Genomic DNA, 17374 nt, shown 5'->3' on the forward strand with positions numbered 1-17374 from the left:
AGCGCCGCCCGCGCGGCGCATCGCCGGCAAGCCGGCTCCCACATTTGTTTCGGGCCAGTTATTCCCGGGACAGAGGCGCGCGCCCTTAGAACTGAAAGATACAGATACTAATTACGTTTCGTATTTGACAATCATTATCATTCTGAATAGCTTGTCGCACGTCGTAGGAAGCTTCCCAGCCTTGGGTGCCTCCTTTCCCCTCTGTGACAAGGTGATTTCCATGGCGGAACAGCTATCCACAAGTAAGTGCGATTCACCATTACTGCAGGCCTTCGTCGACAACCGCAGCATCCTGGTCAAGATCGCTGCGCGCATTACCGGCTGCCGCTCACGCGCCGAAGATGTGGTGCAGGACGCCTTCTTCCGGCTCAGCGCCGCCCCGCAGATCACATCGTCGTTCAAGGCGCAGCTCAGCTACCTGTTCCAGATCGTGCGCAACCTGGCGATCGACCATTACCGCAAGCAGGCGATGGAGCTGAAATACTCCGGCAGCGAGGAGGAAGGCCTGAATGTGGTCATCCAGAACGCCTCGCCCGAAGCCACGCACATCAACCTCGCCGCGCTGGACGACATTGCCGAGGCGCTGAACGAGCTGCCGCAGCGCACCCGCTACGCCTTCGAGATGTACCGCCTGCATGGCGTGCCGCAGAAAGACATCGCCAAGGAACTGGGGGTTTCGCCGACACTGGTCAACTTCATGATCCGCGATGCACTGGTGCATTGCCGCAAGAAGGCCAATCGCCAAGGCTGAAGCTGCAAGCTGCAAGCTGCAAGCTGCAAGCTGCAAGCTGCAAGCTGCAAGCTGCAAGCAAAAGCCAACTCTGTTCTGCCCTGGCTTTTTCTTGCAGCTTGCAGCTAGTAGCTAGTAGCTCTCGCCGCTAGGCGAGCTTGCAGCGATCGAAGAAGCGTTCCCGCCCCAGAATCATCAACGCCGCCCGCTTGTGCGGGAAGTCGAACTCCTTGTCGCAATGGAAGCACTGGTCCTGCATGTAGCCGATCATCTTGCCGTTGTCGGCGCGCGGCTCGGCCACCACCCGTTGGGTACGCGGGTCATCCAGGAACAGGTAGTGCACGAGCGCCGACAGCCAGCTGGCCACCTTGTGTGGCCCGCGATGGCTCTCTTCCCCTACCAGCATGTGGATGCCACGGTCGTAATCATCGGCCGGGTAGAACGGTGCAATACGGTCTTCCTTGGCCCAGTACGCCTCGAAGTAGGCAAACGGCTCATCATCGAAGCAGCCGATCAGCGTCAGGGTGTGTGGGTCGGCTTCGAGTTTGTCCAGGTATTCGCGGTGCTGCGCCAGCGTACCGCCCTCCTGCCAGAACGCCTCTACCCGCGGGTTGTTCTGCCAGCGGTTGAAACGCTCCAGGTCGTGCTCGATCTCCAGGGTGCGCAACGACACCCAACTGCCCAGGCGCGCATCGAAGCGCCGGTACACCTCACCACGCGGCTTGGGTGCGCGGCGTGGGTGGCGTTTGCCGTTGCTGATCTGCATCTGCTGCGGGTACACCGCCGCCACCGACTCCCCCAGCCAAGGCTGTGGCAACTGCCAGAACAACGCCCGCTCGCACAGGTATTGGCCAGGCTGCTCGCCCACCCGCAGCAAACCACAGGCCAGCGCCTGAGGCTGCGCCTCGGGCAAGTGCCAGACCAGGCGCTGGCAGGCCGTGTCGCGAGACAGCAACCAGTAGCAGGCAGCCCACAAGGCCTGGTACGGGCGCTCGGGGCACAGGCGTTCAAGGTGAACATGCAAGGTGGCACCGGCCTCCAGGCGCACCTGGATCAACGGTCGGCCTTCAAGGGTAAGGCTCAGCCAGCCGCCCCCCTCCTCGGCACTGAGGTGGCGCCAGCGTGGTGGTGACGGGGGCTGCGAAGCGGCATCGAACGGCATGGGCTTGACTCACGAAAATGAAGAAAAGGCTCACTGCTGAGAACGTTGCCGTGGCGCGTGAATTTAGTCTTTCGGGGCCGAAACCGTGATGCGGTAAGGCTCGAAGATCCGTGCCAGCTCACCGCTGTCACGCAGGTCTCGCAGCAGGCCGGCGAACGACTGCTCGCCGATAGGTGCCCCCGGGCGCAGCAAGGCGTAGTGGTGATACACCTGGTCAATGCGTTGCGAAGGCACCAGCTGCGCCTTGCTGGCCGGGTTGCGCGCCAGGAAATCACTGAGGTAGGAGCGCGTGACCAGGGCGATATCGGCACGGCCGGCCTGCACCATCAGCAGGTTGCTGTCGTGGGAGTAGGTCAGGGTCGCGTTGTAGGCTTCGCGCAGGTAGTCCGGGTCGGAGTTGAAACGGGCGAACGCGTAGTGGTAGCCGTTGAACAAGGCCAGGCGTTTATCACTCAGGTCGTCGAAGTAATGCGGGTCACGGCCATTGGCCTGGCGGGCGACGAACACTTCGGCATCTTCTAGGCCCATGTCCACGGTCTGGTGGGCAATCTGCTCCCAGCCCCATTGCGGGTTCTCGAAAATGGCCATGTCGGTGCGGCCCTGCTGGAAGTCACCAAAACGCCGCTGGATGGACGTGGGCACCAGGACAAAGTGGTAACCCTGTTGCAAGCGGTTGAGCGCGTCGACCAATTGCGGCAGCAGGCCGGTGTCGGCCCCCTGTTCGGGGCGTACCGTGTATGGCGGGAAGTGCGCAGCGCCGATCTTCACCTCGACGGCATCTGCGGCCCATGCCGGCACCGCCAGCCAGTACACGGCCAGCAGCATCAGGGAGGACAGGGCCTTGAGGCCGGGCGCTGGAGTCAAGACGGACACTCATCACGGTTCATGCCTGGGTCCGTCTAAGCTAGGCGTTTTCCCTTGGCGGCACAACTGCCGGTTCCCAGTCTTTGTGCCAAAGCAGGCGGCAAAATGCCATAGGGTGCCGTATGCCCAGACATTGGCTACGCTCTAGCAGGATCTGCAAGGGAGCCTGGTATGGGCCATTGGTTGGTGATCGACTTGGAAGCCACCACCGACGATGGTGGGTGGCCGGTCACAGAGATGGAAATCATTGAAATCGGCGCAAGCCTGGTCACCCGCGAAGGCCGCGAGGTCGACCATTTCCAGCGTTTCGTGCGGCCACGGCGGCGTCCGCAGCTTACCCCGTTCTGCCGTGAGCTGACGCACATCAGCCAGGCCAGCGTGGACGGCGCCGCGCCGTTTCACGAGGTGTGGGCAAGCTTCGAGCGCTGGCTCGGGCACCACCGTGGGCAACTTCAGGCCTGGGTCAGCTGGGGCGACTACGACCGCCAGCAACTGCACCAGGAATGGCAGCAGCACGGGCTCGACAGCCTGCTGCGCACCCTGCCGCACATCAACCTCAAACAGCGCTTTGCCAAAGCCCGCCACCTGCAACGCCCCACGGGTTTGAACGGGGCCTTGCAACTGGCCGGCATGCACTTTTGCGGGCAGCAGCACAGGGCGCTGGAAGACGCGCGCAATACGGCGCGGTTGCTGCCACTGACGCTCCCCGCCAATGGCCCCTGAAAGCAGATGACGGAGGCAGTGGGCTTGGGCATACTGGCCAGCCCTTTTTCATCCCCCTTTTCAGGAGTCGCCCATGTTCCAGGTCAACGAGTACTTCAACGGCACCGTCAAGTCGATCGCATTCTCGGGCGAAGAAGGCCCGGCCACTGTCGGCGTGATGGCCCCGGGCGAATACGAGTTCGGTACTGCCAAGCGCGAGATCATGCATGTGGTGTCGGGTGCGCTGACCGTGAAGCTGCCAGGCAGCGACAACTGGGAAACCTTCAAGGCGGGCGACAAGTTCAATGTACCGGCTGACAGCAAGTTCCAGCTGCAGGTGAAAGTGGATACCGCTTACCTGTGCGAGTACCGCGATTAATTGTTCGCTATTGGCACGCTCGTTGTAGGAGCGGCCTTGTGTCGCGAAAGGGCTGCGAAGCAGCCCCAGTTTTTAGCTTCGCCGCGTGAATTGCCGGGGCCGCTGCGCGGCCCTTTCGCGACACAAGGCCGCTCCTACAAGTCATATGCCTGCCAAAAAGCTGGCAACTCGCTGCGCAGCCGCCTGCAAATGTTCCTCATGGCTGAACCCCGAAGCCTTCAACGGCTTCAGGTCATGGTCCCCCGCCACTAGCCAGCTCACCTCGATCGCCGGCGACAACGCATACCCTGCCACCGCCTCTCGGTTGCCCAGCGCATCGCGCTCGCCCTGCACGATCAACGTCGGTGTTTTCAACCCGGCCAGGTGCTCCACGCGCGGTTTTTCAGGTTTACCCACCGCGTAAAAGGGATAGCCCAGGCACACCAGCGCATCCGCACCCAGTTCGTCGGCCAGCAGGCTGGCCATGCGCCCGCCCATGGACTTGCCACCCACCGCCAGCCTGCCCGCGACCAAAGGTCGCACCTGCCGGTACACCTCGCGCCAGCATTCCAGTAACACCTTCTGCGGGTTCGGCGGCCGCTTGCCACCGGTAACCCTGCGCTCGGCCATGTACGGGAACTCGAAGCGCACGACCGCCACCCCAAGTGCCACAAGCCTTTGCGCCATTTCGTCCATGAACCCGCTGTCCATCGGCGCACCTGCGCCATGGGCCAGGATCAGGCAGCCCTTGTAGCCGTCTTTACCTTGAGCCTGTGGAGGATCGCAGCGCAAGCCTGGGACATTTCCGACCTTCGCCCATTGATCCCCGTCAATACCGGCACTTTGCCCATTAATCATGCTTGCCTCGCTGTAAAGCCTGCCAAATAACCGTGGATGGGAACCCATACATGAACACAACCAGCAGTACCGCCTATAACTACAAGGTGGTCCGCCAATTCGCCATCATGACGGTGGTGTGGGGAATCGTCGGGATGGGGCTCGGCGTCTTCATCGCCGCCCAGCTCGCCTGGCCTTCCCTCAACTTCGACCTCCCCTGGACCAGCTTCGGCCGCCTGCGCCCCCTGCATACCAATGCGGTGATCTTCGCTTTCGGCGGCTGCGCGCTGTTCGCCACCTCCTATTATTCGGTGCAACGCACCTGCCAGACCACCCTGTTCGCACCGGGCCTGGCCGCGTTCACCTTCTGGGGCTGGCAACTGGTGATCCTGCTGGCGGCCATCAGCCTGCCGCTGGGCTACACCAGCTCCAAGGAATACGCCGAACTGGAATGGCCGATCGACATCCTGATCACCATCGTCTGGGTGGCCTACGCCATCGTGTTCTTCGGCACGCTGATGAAGCGCAACACCAAGCACATCTACGTGGGTAACTGGTTCTTCGGGGCCTTCATCCTGACCGTGGCGCTGCTGCACATCGTCAACAACCTGGAACTGCCGGTCAGCCTGACCAAGTCGTATTCGGTGTACGCCGGCGCCACCGACGCCATGGTGCAGTGGTGGTACGGCCACAACGCGGTGGGCTTCTTCCTGACTGCGGGCTTCCTGGGGATGATGTACTACTACGTGCCCAAGCAGGCCGAACGCCCGGTGTATTCCTATCGCCTGTCGATCGTGCACTTCTGGGCGCTGATCACCCTGTACATCTGGGCCGGCCCGCACCACCTGCACTACACCGCCCTGCCCGACTGGGCGCAATCGCTGGGCATGGTGATGTCGCTGATCCTGCTGGCACCGAGCTGGGGCGGCATGATCAACGGCATGATGACCCTGTCGGGCGCCTGGCACAAACTGCGCAGCGACCCGATCCTGCGCTTCCTGGTGGTGTCCCTGGCGTTCTACGGCATGTCCACCTTCGAAGGCCCGATGATGGCCATCAAGACGGTCAACGCCCTGTCCCACTACACCGACTGGACCATCGGCCACGTGCACGCTGGCGCCCTCGGCTGGGTAGCCATGATCTCCATCGGCGCGCTGTACCACACCATCCCGAAAGTGTTCGGCAAAGAGCGCATGTACAGCCTCGGCCTGATCAACGCGCACTTCTGGCTGGCCACCATCGGCACCGTGCTGTACATCGCCTCGATGTGGGTCAACGGCATCGCCCAGGGCCTGATGTGGCGCGCGGTCAACAGCGACGGCACGCTCACCTACTCGTTCGTGGAAACCCTGGTGGCCAGCCACCCAGGCTTTGTCGTGCGCTTCGTTGGCGGCGCGATCTTCCTCAGCGGCATGTTCCTGATGGCCTGGAACACCTGGCGCACCGTGCGTTCGCCAGCGCTTGACGTCGCCCCTGCGAACGCCCAGTTGGCTTGAGGAGAAACGCCTGATGAAACATGAAGTCATCGAGAAAAACGTCGGCCTGATGGCCCTGCTGATGGTGTTCGCCGTCAGCATCGGCGGCCTGACCCAGATCGTCCCGCTGTTCTTCCAGGACGTCACCAACAAGCCGGTGGAAGGCATGAAACCCTACACCGCGCTGCAGCTGGAAGGCCGCGATATCTACATCCGCGAAGGCTGCGTGGGCTGCCACTCGCAGATGATCCGCCCGTTCCGCGCCGAAACCGAGCGCTACGGCCACTACTCGGTAGCCGGCGAAAGCGTGTGGGACCACCCGTTCCTGTGGGGCTCCAAACGCACCGGGCCAGACCTGGCCCGCGTCGGTGGCCGCTACTCGGACGACTGGCACCGCGCGCACCTGTACAACCCGCGCAACGTGGTACCGGAGTCGAAGATGCCGTCGTACCCGTGGCTGGTCGCCCAGCAGGTCGACAACAGCCACACCGACACCAAGATGCGCACCCTGCGCACCCTGGGCGTGCCGTACTCCGACGACGACATTGCCGGCGCCCGTGACGCGGTCAAGGGCAAGACCGAGATGGACGCGCTGGTCGCCTACCTGCAGGTGCTCGGCACCGCGATCAAGAACAAGAGGTGAGTGCGATGGAACTGGACATCGGCATGATCCGCGGCCTGGGCACCCTGGTGGTGATGATCGCCTTCATCGGCCTCTCGCTGTGGGTATTCAACCGCCGCCGCGACCGTGATTTCGCCGAAGCGCGCCTGCTGCCCTTCGTCGACGACCGCCTGCCCCCTGCCGGGCAGGAACCTGCTGCAAAAAGGAGTAACGGGCAATGACCACCTTCTGGAGTACGTACATCAGCGTACTGACCATCGGTAGCCTGATTGGCCTGACCTGGCTGTTGCTCGCCACCCGCAAGGGCGAGAGCAAGAACACCACTGACCAGACCATGGGCCACAGCTTCGACGGCATCGAGGAGTACGACAACCCGCTGCCCAAGTGGTGGTTCTGGCTGTTCGTCGGCACCCTGGTGTTCTCGGTCGGCTACCTGATCCTCTACCCGGGCCTGGGCAACTGGAAAGGCATCTTGCCGGGTTATGAAAACGGCTGGACTGGCGTGAACGAATGGCAGAAGGAAATGGACAAGGCCGATGCCCGATTTGGCCCGATCTTCGCCAAGTACGCCGCCATGCCCGTGGAAGATGTCGCCAAGGACCCGCAAGCGCTGAAAATGGGCGGCCGCCTGTTTGCCTCCAACTGCTCGGTGTGCCATGGCTCGGACGCCAAGGGTGCCTTCGGCTTCCCCAACCTCACCGACAAGGACTGGCGCTGGGGCGGCGATGCAGAAACCATCAAGGCGTCGATCATGAACGGCCGCCATGGTGTGATGCCGGCCTGGGCCGAGGTGATCGGCGAGCAGGGTGTGGCCGATGTGGCCGCGTTCGTGCTGACCAGCATGGACGGCCGCACCTTGCCGGAAGGCGCCAAGGCCGATCCGGCCAAGGGCAAGGAGATCTTCGCCGGCAACTGCGTGGCCTGCCACGGACCGGAAGGCAAAGGCACTCCCGCCATGGGCGCGCCAGACCTGACCCACCCGCAGGCGTTCATCTATGGGTCGAGCTTTGCCCAGCTGCAACAGACCATTCGTTATGGTCGCCAAGGGCAGATGCCGGCGCAGGCCGAGATCCAGGGGAATGACAAGGTGCACCTGCTGGCGGCTTATGTGTATAGCCTGTCGCAGGATGGCGCTGCTGAAACCGTGACCTCCAAGTAGTATCCCGGGGCCGCTTTGCGGCCCATCGCGACACAAGGCCGCTCCTACAAGGGACCGCATTCCCTCTGTAGGAGCGGCCTTGTGTCGCGAAAGGGCTGCAGAGCAGCCCCAGCTCTCCCCCGCCGCACGCCCTCCCTTGCACCCCCTCCGAACAGAACTAAGCTTGTTGCCTCAGTGGGCTTCGCTCCGAAAGGACCGATGCAGACGCGGCGCATAGCCTGTCGCCGTCCCGATAAAAAGCCTGACCGATCGATCAGAAAAAGATGAAAAACGGTACACATTACAAATATTTATTTGTGTACAATCGTCCGGACCCGATCGCTGCGGGACATCAGCGAACGGGCTCGGACACGGGTCGGCGTACCAAAGTTGCGTTGCGGTAACCCTGATGGTTATCAATACTGGCGCCGATTTTTCGACCAACAAGAACATCAAAACCGTGGAACCTTAGAATGAGCACAGCAATCAGTCCGACTGCTTATAACTATAAGGTCGTCCGCCAGTTCGCCATCATGACGGTGGTCTGGGGGATCCTTGGCATGGGCCTCGGCGTCTTCATCGCCTCGCAGCTGGTATGGCCGCAACTGAACCTGGACCTGCCCTGGACCAGCTTCGGCCGCCTGCGCCCGCTGCACACCAACCTGGTGATCTTCGCCTTCGGGGGCTGTGCGCTGTTCGGCACCAGCTACTACGTGGTGCAGCGCACCTGCCAGACCCGGCTGATCTCCGACAGCATGGCGGCCTTCACCTTCTGGGGTTGGCAGGCGGTGATCGTCGGCGCGCTGATCACCCTGCCGATGGGCTACACCACCACCAAGGAATACGCCGAGCTCGAGTGGCCACTGGCGATCCTGCTGGCCATCGTCTGGGTGACCTACGGGTTGGTGTTCTTCGGCACCATCGTCAAGCGCAAGACCAAGCACATCTATGTCGGCAACTGGTTCTACGGCGCCTTCATCGTGGTGACCGCGATGCTGCACATCGTCAACCACATCTCGCTGCCGGTGAGCCTGTTCAAGTCGTACTCGGCCTACTCCGGTGCCACCGACGCGATGATCCAGTGGTGGTACGGCCACAACGCCGTGGGCTTCTTCCTCACCACCGGCTTCCTGGGGATGATGTACTACTTCGTGCCCAAGCAGGCCGAGCGACCGATCTACTCGTATCGCCTGTCGATCGTGCACTTCTGGGCGCTGATCACCCTGTACATCTGGGCCGGCCCGCACCACCTGCACTACACCGCCCTGCCTGACTGGGCACAGTCGCTGGGCATGGTGATGTCGATCATCCTGCTGGCGCCAAGCTGGGGCGGCATGATCAACGGCATGATGACCCTGTCGGGCGCCTGGCACAAACTGCGCACCGACCCGATTCTGCGCTTTTTGGTCGTTTCGCTGGCGTTCTACGGCATGTCCACCTTCGAAGGCCCGATGATGGCCATCAAGACCGTGAACTCGCTGTCGCACTACACCGACTGGACCATCGGCCACGTCCACGCCGGCGCCCTCGGCTGGGTAGCCATGATCTCGATCGGTGCCGTGTACCACATGATCCCGAAACTCTACGGCCGCGAGCAGATGCACAGCATCGGCCTGATCAACGCGCACTTCTGGCTCGCCACCATCGGTACCGTGCTGTACATCGCCTCGATGTGGGTCAACGGCATCACCCAAGGCCTGATGTGGCGCGCCATCAACGATGACGGCACCCTCACCTACTCCTTCGTCGAAGCCCTGCAGGCCAGCCACCCTGGCTATATCGTCCGCGCCCTGGGCGGTGCGTTCTTCGCCAGCGGCATGCTGCTGATGGCCTACAACGTGTTCCGTACCGTACGTGCCGCCAACCCGGCACAGGCTGAGGAAGCCGCCAAGATCGTCGTTGTGGGAGCGCACTGATGAAGCATGAAGCCGTCGAGAAGAACATAGGCCTGCTGGCCTTCTTCATGGTCATCGCCGTGAGCGTCGGTGGCCTGACCCAGATCGTCCCGCTGTTTTTCCAGGACGTCACCAACAAACCCGTTGAAGGCATGAAGCCGCGCACCGCGCTGGAAGTGGAAGGCCGCGACATCTACATCCGCGAAGGCTGCGTGGGCTGCCACTCGCAGATGATCCGCCCGTTCCGCGCCGAAACCGAGCGCTACGGCCACTACTCGGTAGCCGGCGAAAGCGTGTGGGACCACCCGTTCCTGTGGGGCTCCAAGCGCACCGGGCCGGACCTGGCCCGCGTGGGTGGCCGCTACTCCGATGACTGGCACCGTGCGCACCTGTACAACCCGCGCAACGTGGTACCGGAGTCGAAGATGCCGTCCTACCCGTGGCTGGTCGAGAACAAGCTCGACGGCAAGGACACCGCGAAAAAACTGGAAGTGCTGCGCACACTCGGCACCCCGTACACCGACGCCGACATTGCCGGCGCGCGTGACGCGGTCAAGGGCAAGACCGAAATGGACGCCATCGTCGCGTACCTGCAGGGTCTTGGCACCATCATCAAAAGCAAACGGTGACGCTGATGGATATCGGGATGATTCGCGGCCTGGGCACCGTCGTGGTGATGGTGGCCTTCGTGGGCCTGGCGCTGTGGGTGTTCAACCCACGGCGTAAAAAGGACTTCGACGAAGCGACCCAACTGCCCTTCGCGGATGACCCCGAGGCCACCCGGCACGTCGAGCAAGCAAAAGCTTCTGGGAGCAAACAACAATGACAACCTTCTGGAGTCTGTACGTTACCGTCCTGACCCTGGGCACCATCTTCTCGTTGACCTGGCTGCTGCTGTCCACCCGCAAGGGGCAGCGCGAAGAAGTGACCGACGAAACCGTCGGGCATGCCTTCGATGGCATCGAGGAATACGACAACCCGCTGCCGAAATGGTGGTTCTGGCTGTTCGTCGGCACCATCATCTTCGCCCTTGGCTACCTGGTGCTGTACCCGGGCCTGGGCAACTGGAAAGGCGTGCTGCCGGGCTACTCGTACCTGGACAACGACAAGCAGACCGAGTTTTCCAACGGCCAGCCGGGCTGGACCGGCGTGCACGAGTGGGAAAAGGAAATGGCCAAGGCCGACGCCCGCTTCGGGCCGATCTTCGCCAAGTTCGCCGCCATGCCCATCGAGGACGTGGCCAAGGACCCGCAGGCGCTGAAAATGGGCGCACGGCTGTTCGCCTCCAACTGCTCGGTGTGCCACGGCTCCGACGCCAAGGGTGCCTTCGGCTTCCCTAACCTCACCGACAACGACTGGCGCTGGGGCGGCGAGCCCGACACCATCAAGACCACCATCATGGGCGGCCGCCACGGCGTGATGCCGGCCTGGGCCGAGGTGATCGGTGATCAGGGCGTGGCCGACGTGGCGGCGTTCGTGGTCAGCAAGCTGGATGGCCGTACCCTGCCGGAAGGCGTCAAGGCCGATGCCGAGAACGGTCAGAAAATCTTCGCCGCCAACTGCGTGGCCTGCCACGGGCCGGAAGGCAAAGGCACACCGGCCATGGGTGCGCCGAACCTGACCCACCCGCAGGCGTTCATCTACGGGTCCAGCTTTGCCCAGCTGCAACAGACCATCCGTTATGGTCGCCAAGGGCAGATGCCGGCGCAGGAACAGTTGCAGGGTAATGACAAGGTGCACTTGCTGGCGGCTTATGTGTACAGCCTGTCGCACCAGGCTGAGCCGGCCAAGGCCGAGTAAGCAGGTCTGACCTCATCGCGGGCAAGCCCGCTCCTACAGTGTGGTGAAATTCCTGTAGGAGCGGGCTTGCCCGCGATGAGGCCGGCACTGACAACACATTTGTTGCAGGCCATATGACCTGGATCAATTGACACCCGCCATAACACGATTCACACCACAAACCCAACGCGACTAAAGGTCGCAGTGCGACCCCATACCGCCATCAGCGGCGTATCATGGGCCGTAGAGCGCTAGCAGATTGCGCGAGACTGCGGCCGGCACGCACTGGCCGCGGCGTTTCTCCACTGCCGTGGGACTTGATGATGAGCAAGCAAATTCCGGTACATGACGTCACCCCGCCTGCCAGCAAAGGGAAGGATTCCGTCGACCTCTACGCCTCCCGGGAAAAGATCTACACCCGCGCCTTCACCGGCCTGTTCCGCCGCCTGCGCATGGTCGGTGGTGCCGTGTTGTTCCTGCTGTACTTCGGCACCGTATGGCTGAACTGGGGTGGTCACCAGGCCGTGTGGTGGAACCTGCCCGAGCGCAAGTTCTACATTTTCGGCGCCACCATCTGGCCGCAGGATTTCATCCTGCTGTCGGGCATCCTGATCGTCGCCGCCTTCGGCCTGTTCTTCATCACCGTGTTCGCCGGCCGGGTGTGGTGCGGCTACACCTGCCCGCAAAGCGTGTGGACATGGATTTTCATGTGGTGCGAGAAAGTCACCGAAGGCGACCGCAACCAGCGCATGAAGCTCGACAAAGCCCCCATGAGCGGCAACAAGTTCCTGCGCAAATTCGCCAAGCACAGCCTGTGGCTACTGATCGGCTTCGTTACCGGCATGACCTTTGTGGGCTATTTCTCGCCCATCCGCGAACTGGTCATCGAATTCTTCACAGGCCAAGCCGATGGCTGGGCCTACTTCTGGGTCGGGTTCTTCACCCTCGCCACCTACGGCAACGCCGGCTGGCTGCGCGAACAGGTGTGCGTTTACATGTGCCCCTACGCCCGCTTCCAGAGCGTGATGTTCGACAAGGACACACTGATCGTTTCCTACGACCCGCGCCGTGGCGAAACCCGCGGCCCGCGTAAAAAGGATGCCGACTACAAGGCACAGGGGCTGGGCGACTGCATCGACTGCACCATGTGCGTCCAGGTCTGCCCTACCGGCATCGACATCCGTGACGGCCTGCAGATCGAGTGCATTGGCTGCGCCGCGTGCATCGACGCCTGTGACGGCATCATGGACAAGATGAACTACCCCAAAGGGCTCATCAGCTACACCACCGAACACAACCTGTCCGGGCAGAAGACCCACATGCTGCGCCCGCGCCTGATCGGCTATGCCGTGGTGCTGCTGGTGATGATCATCGGCCTGGCCACTGCCTTCGCCACCCGCTCGCTGGTCGGCTTCGACGTCAGCAAGGACCGCGTGCTGTACCGCGAGAACGCCCAGGGCAGGATCGAGAACGTGTACAGCCTGAAGGTAATGAACAAGGACCAGCGCGACCACGTCTACGTACTGGACGCCGCCGGCCTGCCAGACCTCAAGCTCGAGGGCCAGCGCGAGATCCGCGTGGCTGCCGGTGATATCGTCAGCCTGCCGGTGCAGCTGTCGGTTGCCCCCGAGAAGCTGCCTTCGACCACCAACGAAATCACCTTCATCCTCAAAAGCGCCGACGACAGTGACGCTCAGGTTGAAGCCAAGAGCCGTTTCATCGGCCCACAGATCCGCTAAGAGAGATAACGCACAATGCCTGTCGCCACCGCCGCCAGCCCCTGGTACAAGCACCTCTGGCCCTGGATCATCATCGGCATCCTCACCACCTCGGTGTGCCTGAGCCTGACCATGGTCAGTATCGCCGTGAACAACCCGGACAACCTGGTGAACGACAACTACTACGAGGCCGGCAAGGGCATCAACCGCTCGCTGGACCGTGAACTGCTGGCGCAGCAGCTGGGGCTGAAGGCCAGCGTGCACCTGGACGAGCTCACCGGCGAAGTGGACCTGCGCCTGACCGGCAACAGCGGCCCGCAGAGCCTGGAGCTGAACCTGATTTCGCCTACCCAGCCAGAGAAAGACCGCAGGGTGCTGCTGAGCCGGGTTGAAGCAGGGCGTTATGTGGGGCAACTGGAGGACAAGGTGGACGGGCGGCGCTTTGTTGAGCTGCTGGGGAGCGAAGGTGGCCAGGTGTGGCGCTTGTTCGAAGAGGAAAAAGTGGAGCATGGTGTGACCTTGCAATTAGGTGACGAAGCCCTGCAAGGTGCCGAACACCAACAGTAGCAACACCGCAAATCCCTGTGGGAGCGGGCATGCCCGCGAATGCAATAGCCCAGGCAACGGTGTTTTCAGGCCTGACGCTTTCGCGGGCACGCCCGCTCCCACAGGGTTTCATATATGCCTGACCAGTCGTGCTTGCTTTTATGACCCAACCCACCCCCTGCTACCACTGCGCCCTGCCCGTCCCCGCCGGCAGCCGCTTCACCGCCGTGGTCCTTGGCCAGCCTCGGCAGTTCTGCTGCCCCGGTTGCCAGGCGGTGGCCGAGTCGATCGTCGCCGGTGGCCTGGAGCACTACTACCAGCACCGCAGCGACAACAGCGCCAACCCCGAAGCCTTGCCCAAACAGCTGCAAGACGAACTGGCCCTGTACGACCGTAGCGACGTGCAGCAAAGCTTCGTGCGCCACCAGGGCGAGCTGGCCGAAACCACCCTGCTGGTCGAAGGCATCAGCTGCGCCGCCTGCGGCTGGCTGATCGAAAAGCACCTGCGCAACCTGCCCGGCGTCGCCGAAGCACGCCTGAACCTGTCCAACCACCGCCTGCTGCTGAACTGGGACGACAAGCAACAGCCGCTCTCTCGCCTGCTGGCCGAGCTGCGCCAGATCGGCTACGCCGCCCACCCCTACCAACCCGACCAGGCCGCCGAACAGCTGGCCCGCGAGAACCGTAGCGCCCTGCGCCGCCTGGGCGTGGCCGGGCTGCTGTGGTTCCAGGCGATGATGGCAACCATGGCCACCTGGCCGGAATTCAACATCGACCTGTCGCCTGAACTGCACACCATCCTGCGCTGGGTGGCGCTGTTCCTCACCATCCCCATCGTGTTCTACAGCTGCGCGCCGTTCTTCAAAGGCGCAGCACGCGACCTGCGCACCCGCCACCTGACCATGGACGTTTCGGTGTCGCTGGCCATTGGCCTGGCCTTCGGCGCCGGCATCTGGACCGCCATCACCGGCAGTGGCGAGCTGTATTTCGACACCGTGGGCATGTTCGCCCTGTTCCTGCTCACCGGCCGCTACCTGGAGCGCCGCGCCCGCGAACGCACTGCCGCCGCCACCGCGCAACTGGTCAACCTGCTGCCAGCCTCGTGCCTGCGCCTGGACGCCATCGGCCGCAGCGAGCGCATCCTGCTCAGCGAACTGCAGTGCGGTGACACGGTGCAAGTACTGCCGGGCGCCGTGATCCCCGCCGACGGGCGGATTGTCGAAGGCCGCTCCAGTGTGGATGAATCGCTGCTGACCGGCGAATACCTGCCACAACCGCGCCGGGTGGGCGAACGGGTCACCGGCGGCACGCTGAACGTCGAAAGCACGCTGAACGTGGAGGTTGAAGCACTGGACCACGATTCGCGGCTGTCGGCCATCGTGCGCCTGCTGGAACGTGCGCAAACCGAAAAACCACGCCTGGCCGAAATCGCCGACCGGGCCTCGCAGTGGTTCCTGCTGTTCTCGCTGCTGGCCGCCGTGGCCATCGGCCTGTGGTGGTGGTATCTGGACCCTGCGCGGGCGTTCTGGATCGTGCTGGCGATGCTGGTAGCCACCTGCCCCTGCGCGCTGTCCCTGGCCACGCCAACAGCGCTGACCGCCGCCACCGGCACCCTGCACAAGCTCGGCCTGCTGGTCACCCGCGGCCATGTGCTGGAAGGCCTGAACCAGATCGACACGGTGATTTTCGACAAGACCGGCACACTGACCGAAGGCCGCCTTACCCTGCGCAGCATCCGCCCTCTCGGCAGCCTGCCCGCCGACCGCTGCCTGGCCTTGGCAGCCGCGCTGGAAAACCGCTCCGAGCACCCCATCGCCCGCGCCTTTGGCCGCACCGCCACACCCGCGGATGATGTGCAGACCGTACCCGGCCTGGGCCTGGAAGGCCTGGTGGACGGCCAGCGCCTGCGCATTGGCCAGGCCACCTTCGTCTGCGCCCTGAGCGGCGCGGAGATCCCCGGCGTGCCGGAACCGCGCGGCCAGTGGTTGCTGCTGGGTGACCGCCAAGGGCCGCTGGCCTGGTTCGGCCTGGACGACCGCCTGCGCGACGATGCCCCTGCCCTGCTCGCCGCCTGCAAGGCCCGTGGCTGGCGTACGCTGCTGCTGTCGGGCGACAGCTCGCCCATGGTCGCCGAAGTGGCCGCGCAGCTGGGTATCGACCAGGCCATTGGCGGCCTGCGCCCGGACGACAAGCTGGACCGGCTGAAAGCGTTGCAGGCAGCCGGAAGCAAGGTGCTGATGCTGGGTGACGGGGTCAACGACGTGCCAGTGCTGGCCGCCGCCGATATCAGCATCGCCATGGGCAGCGCCACGGATCTTGCCAAGACCAGCGCCGATGCCGTGCTGCTGTCCAACCGCCTTCAGGCACTGGTGCAGGCCTTCGACCTGGCCCGCCGCACCCGCCGCAACATCCTCGAAAACCTGCTGTGGGCGTCGCTGTATAATGGCCTGATGTTGCCGTTTGCCGCACTCGGCTGGATTACCCCGGTGTGGGCCGCCATCGGCATGTCGGTCAGCTCGCTGATCGTGGTGCTCAATGCCCTGCGCCTGACCCGCATGCCCCTGGCAGCGGCCTTGCCGAAAACCGAAGCATCCCTACCCGGGAGGAAGTCGCCATGCCCGCCCTCTATGTCATGATTCCCGCCGCTTTGCTGCTGGTCGGCGTGGCCGTGTACATCTTCTTCTGGGCGGTGGACAGCGGCCAGTACGACGACCTCGAAGGCCCTGCCCATAGCATCCTCTTCGACGACCAGGACCCGCGCCACCAGGCGGCGTTAAAGCCTGAAGACGCGCAGGCCGACACCGACAAGGAACCACCACCCCGTGCCTGACCTGCTTCCCCTGCTGGGCTCGGCACTGGTCCTTGGCCTGCTTGGCGGCGGCCATTGCCTGGGCATGTGCGGCGGCCTGATGGGCGCGCTGACCCTGGCCATCCCGCCCGAACAGCGTGGCCGGCGCTTGCGCCTGCTGCTGGCGTACAACGTCGGGCGCATTACCAGCTATGCCTGTGCCGGCCTGTTGCTGGGCCTGGCCGGCTGGGCCGTGGCCAGCAGCCCGGCAGCACTGGCACTGCGGGTGCTGGCGGCACTGCTGCTGATTGCCATGGGGCTGTACCTGGCCGGCTGGTGGAGCGGGCTGACCCGCATCGAAGCGCTGGGCCGGGGGCTGTGGCGGCACATCCAGCCGGTCGCTTCGCGCTTGCTGCCGGTATCCAGCCTGCCCCGGGCATTGTTGCTGGGCGCGCTGTGGGGGTGGCTGCCGTGCGGGTTGGTGTACAGCACCCTGTTGTGGGCGGCCAGCCAGGGCAACGCCGGGTATAGCGCGGCGTTGATGCTGGCGTTCGGGGTGGGGACCTGGCCAGTGCTGCTGGCTACCGGGTTGGCGGCGGAGAGGGCGAATGCCTTGTTGAGACGGCGCAGTGTGCGGGTGGCTGGCGGGGTGTTGGTGATGCTGTTTGGGGTGTGGACCCTGCCCGGGCCGCACCAGCATTGGCTGATGGGGCATTGATGGGGGCCGCTTTGACGCCCCGATGCCCTTGATACAAATCAA

General features: G+C 63.6%; 19 protein-coding genes. 16 read left to right on the forward strand and 3 right to left on the reverse strand.

What is annotated here, in order from left to right:
- Positions 1 to 220: 220 nt before the first annotated feature.
- On the forward strand, positions 221 to 751 hold the full coding sequence (locus QQ992_RS19540) for an RNA polymerase factor sigma-70 (protein ID WP_286110756.1): 531 nt from the start codon (positions 221 to 223) through the stop codon (positions 749 to 751).
- Between the two features lie 127 nt (positions 752 to 878).
- Here QQ992_RS19540 and QQ992_RS19545 read toward each other — a convergent pair whose 3' ends face one another.
- Together QQ992_RS19545 and QQ992_RS19550 are read right to left on the reverse strand one after the other, a co-directional pair.
- Complete coding sequence (locus tag QQ992_RS19545) at positions 879 to 1892, reverse strand: GNAT family N-acetyltransferase (RefSeq protein ID WP_286110757.1); 1014 nt, start codon at positions 1890 to 1892, stop codon at positions 879 to 881.
- 63 nt (positions 1893 to 1955) lie between these two features.
- Positions 1956 to 2756 carry a substrate-binding periplasmic protein gene (locus QQ992_RS19550; protein WP_286110758.1) on the reverse strand — a complete coding sequence of 267 codons (801 nt, stop codon included), beginning with the start codon at positions 2754 to 2756 and terminating at the stop codon, positions 1956 to 1958.
- A gap of 171 nt (positions 2757 to 2927) precedes the next feature.
- On the opposite strand from QQ992_RS19550, the gene QQ992_RS19555 reads away from it, so the two are divergent.
- Together QQ992_RS19555 and ppnP are read left to right on the forward strand one after the other, a co-directional pair.
- A complete protein-coding gene (locus tag QQ992_RS19555) occupies positions 2928 to 3479 on the forward strand; it encodes a 3'-5' exonuclease (protein WP_060501198.1) in 552 nt (183 codons plus the stop codon).
- A gap of 73 nt (positions 3480 to 3552) precedes the next feature.
- Positions 3553 to 3837, forward strand: a complete 285-nt coding sequence (ppnP, locus tag QQ992_RS19560) for a pyrimidine/purine nucleoside phosphorylase (protein WP_286110759.1) — start codon at positions 3553 to 3555, stop codon at positions 3835 to 3837.
- A 141-nt stretch (positions 3838 to 3978) separates the two neighbouring features.
- Here ppnP and QQ992_RS19565 read toward each other — a convergent pair whose 3' ends face one another.
- Positions 3979 to 4674, reverse strand: a complete 696-nt coding sequence (locus QQ992_RS19565; RefSeq protein ID WP_286110760.1) for an alpha/beta family hydrolase — start codon at positions 4672 to 4674, stop codon at positions 3979 to 3981.
- Between the two features lie 50 nt (positions 4675 to 4724).
- Here QQ992_RS19565 and ccoN (QQ992_RS19570) point away from each other — a divergent pair, with 50 nt between their 5' ends.
- The 13 genes from ccoN (QQ992_RS19570) (at position 4725) to QQ992_RS19630 (ending at position 17332) form a co-directional block, all read left to right on the forward strand.
- Positions 4725 to 6149, forward strand: a complete 1425-nt coding sequence (gene ccoN / locus QQ992_RS19570) for a cytochrome-c oxidase, cbb3-type subunit I (protein ID WP_016488335.1) — start codon at positions 4725 to 4727, stop codon at positions 6147 to 6149.
- 13 nt (positions 6150 to 6162) lie between these two features.
- Positions 6163 to 6771: a cytochrome-c oxidase, cbb3-type subunit II gene (gene ccoO / locus QQ992_RS19575; RefSeq protein WP_060501205.1), complete on the forward strand. Its 609-nt coding sequence runs from the start codon at positions 6163 to 6165 to the stop codon at positions 6769 to 6771.
- A 5-nt stretch (positions 6772 to 6776) separates the two neighbouring features.
- The gene (locus QQ992_RS19580; protein ID WP_016711696.1) at positions 6777 to 6971 is read left to right on the forward strand and encodes a cbb3-type cytochrome oxidase subunit 3; all 195 of its coding nucleotides are present in this window, start codon (positions 6777 to 6779) and stop codon (positions 6969 to 6971) included.
- Positions 6968 to 7909 carry a cytochrome-c oxidase, cbb3-type subunit III gene (gene ccoP / locus QQ992_RS19585; RefSeq protein ID WP_286110761.1) on the forward strand — a complete coding sequence of 314 codons (942 nt, stop codon included), beginning with the start codon at positions 6968 to 6970 and terminating at the stop codon, positions 7907 to 7909. Before QQ992_RS19580 ends, ccoP (QQ992_RS19585) begins: the two co-directional genes overlap by 4 nt.
- A gap of 452 nt (positions 7910 to 8361) precedes the next feature.
- Complete coding sequence (ccoN, locus tag QQ992_RS19590; protein WP_003254284.1) at positions 8362 to 9804, forward strand: cytochrome-c oxidase, cbb3-type subunit I; 1443 nt, start codon at positions 8362 to 8364, stop codon at positions 9802 to 9804.
- Complete coding sequence (ccoO, locus tag QQ992_RS19595; RefSeq protein WP_016488340.1) at positions 9804 to 10412, forward strand: cytochrome-c oxidase, cbb3-type subunit II; 609 nt, start codon at positions 9804 to 9806, stop codon at positions 10410 to 10412. The genes ccoN (QQ992_RS19590) and ccoO (QQ992_RS19595) overlap by 1 nt, the downstream gene beginning before the upstream one ends.
- A 5-nt stretch (positions 10413 to 10417) precedes the next feature.
- The gene (locus tag QQ992_RS19600; RefSeq protein ID WP_003254287.1) at positions 10418 to 10609 is read left to right on the forward strand and encodes a CcoQ/FixQ family Cbb3-type cytochrome c oxidase assembly chaperone; all 192 of its coding nucleotides are present in this window, start codon (positions 10418 to 10420) and stop codon (positions 10607 to 10609) included.
- Complete coding sequence (ccoP, locus tag QQ992_RS19605; RefSeq protein ID WP_016711702.1) at positions 10606 to 11583, forward strand: cytochrome-c oxidase, cbb3-type subunit III; 978 nt, start codon at positions 10606 to 10608, stop codon at positions 11581 to 11583. Before QQ992_RS19600 ends, ccoP (QQ992_RS19605) begins: the two co-directional genes overlap by 4 nt.
- A gap of 302 nt (positions 11584 to 11885) precedes the next feature.
- A complete protein-coding gene (gene ccoG, locus QQ992_RS19610) occupies positions 11886 to 13301 on the forward strand; it encodes a cytochrome c oxidase accessory protein CcoG (protein ID WP_060499658.1) in 1416 nt (471 codons plus the stop codon).
- 15 nt (positions 13302 to 13316) lie between these two features.
- Positions 13317 to 13847, forward strand: coding sequence for a FixH family protein (locus tag QQ992_RS19615; RefSeq protein WP_105946164.1), 531 nt, complete (start codon positions 13317 to 13319; stop codon positions 13845 to 13847).
- Positions 13848 to 13987: 140 nt separating this feature from the next.
- Positions 13988 to 16462 (forward strand): heavy metal translocating P-type ATPase, encoded by a 2475-nt coding sequence (locus QQ992_RS19620; protein ID WP_286110762.1) that lies wholly within the window; start codon positions 13988 to 13990, stop codon positions 16460 to 16462.
- The gene (gene ccoS / locus QQ992_RS19625) at positions 16441 to 16656 is read left to right on the forward strand and encodes a cbb3-type cytochrome oxidase assembly protein CcoS (RefSeq protein WP_286110763.1); all 216 of its coding nucleotides are present in this window, start codon (positions 16441 to 16443) and stop codon (positions 16654 to 16656) included. The genes QQ992_RS19620 and ccoS overlap by 22 nt, the downstream gene beginning before the upstream one ends.
- On the forward strand, positions 16649 to 17332 hold the full coding sequence (locus QQ992_RS19630; RefSeq protein WP_286110764.1) for a sulfite exporter TauE/SafE family protein: 684 nt from the start codon (positions 16649 to 16651) through the stop codon (positions 17330 to 17332). The genes ccoS and QQ992_RS19630 overlap by 8 nt, the downstream gene beginning before the upstream one ends.
- Positions 17333 to 17374: the final 42 nt, after the last annotated feature.

Origin of the sequence: Pseudomonas kurunegalensis (assembly GCF_030291635.1) — a bacterium.
Taxonomy (GTDB): domain Bacteria; phylum Pseudomonadota; class Gammaproteobacteria; order Pseudomonadales; family Pseudomonadaceae; genus Aquipseudomonas; species Aquipseudomonas monteilii.

Excerpts from the sequence above, each read along its gene's own strand:
- QQ992_RS19540 (WP_286110756.1), top strand. The coding sequence starts at position 221 with ATGGCGGAACAGCTATCCACAAGTAAGTGCGATTCACCATTACTGCAG.
- QQ992_RS19545 (WP_286110757.1), bottom strand. The coding sequence starts at position 1,892 with ATGCCGTTCGATGCCGCTTCGCAGCCCCCGTCACCACCACGCTGGCGC.
- QQ992_RS19555 (WP_060501198.1), top strand. The coding sequence starts at position 2,928 with ATGGGCCATTGGTTGGTGATCGACTTGGAAGCCACCACCGACGATGGT.
- ppnP (WP_286110759.1), top strand. The coding sequence starts at position 3,553 with ATGTTCCAGGTCAACGAGTACTTCAACGGCACCGTCAAGTCGATCGCA.
- QQ992_RS19565 (WP_286110760.1), bottom strand. The coding sequence starts at position 4,674 with ATGATTAATGGGCAAAGTGCCGGTATTGACGGGGATCAATGGGCGAAG.
- ccoN (WP_016488335.1), top strand. The coding sequence starts at position 4,725 with ATGAACACAACCAGCAGTACCGCCTATAACTACAAGGTGGTCCGCCAA.
- ccoO (WP_060501205.1), top strand. The coding sequence starts at position 6,163 with ATGAAACATGAAGTCATCGAGAAAAACGTCGGCCTGATGGCCCTGCTG.
- QQ992_RS19580 (WP_016711696.1), top strand. The coding sequence starts at position 6,777 with ATGGAACTGGACATCGGCATGATCCGCGGCCTGGGCACCCTGGTGGTG.
- ccoP (WP_286110761.1), top strand. The coding sequence starts at position 6,968 with ATGACCACCTTCTGGAGTACGTACATCAGCGTACTGACCATCGGTAGC.
- ccoN (WP_003254284.1), top strand. The coding sequence starts at position 8,362 with ATGAGCACAGCAATCAGTCCGACTGCTTATAACTATAAGGTCGTCCGC.
- ccoO (WP_016488340.1), top strand. The coding sequence starts at position 9,804 with ATGAAGCATGAAGCCGTCGAGAAGAACATAGGCCTGCTGGCCTTCTTC.
- QQ992_RS19600 (WP_003254287.1), top strand. The coding sequence starts at position 10,418 with ATGGATATCGGGATGATTCGCGGCCTGGGCACCGTCGTGGTGATGGTG.
- ccoP (WP_016711702.1), top strand. The coding sequence starts at position 10,606 with ATGACAACCTTCTGGAGTCTGTACGTTACCGTCCTGACCCTGGGCACC.
- ccoG (WP_060499658.1), top strand. The coding sequence starts at position 11,886 with ATGAGCAAGCAAATTCCGGTACATGACGTCACCCCGCCTGCCAGCAAA.
- QQ992_RS19615 (WP_105946164.1), top strand. The coding sequence starts at position 13,317 with ATGCCTGTCGCCACCGCCGCCAGCCCCTGGTACAAGCACCTCTGGCCC.
- QQ992_RS19620 (WP_286110762.1), top strand. The coding sequence starts at position 13,988 with ATGACCCAACCCACCCCCTGCTACCACTGCGCCCTGCCCGTCCCCGCC.
- ccoS (WP_286110763.1), top strand. The coding sequence starts at position 16,441 with ATGCCCGCCCTCTATGTCATGATTCCCGCCGCTTTGCTGCTGGTCGGC.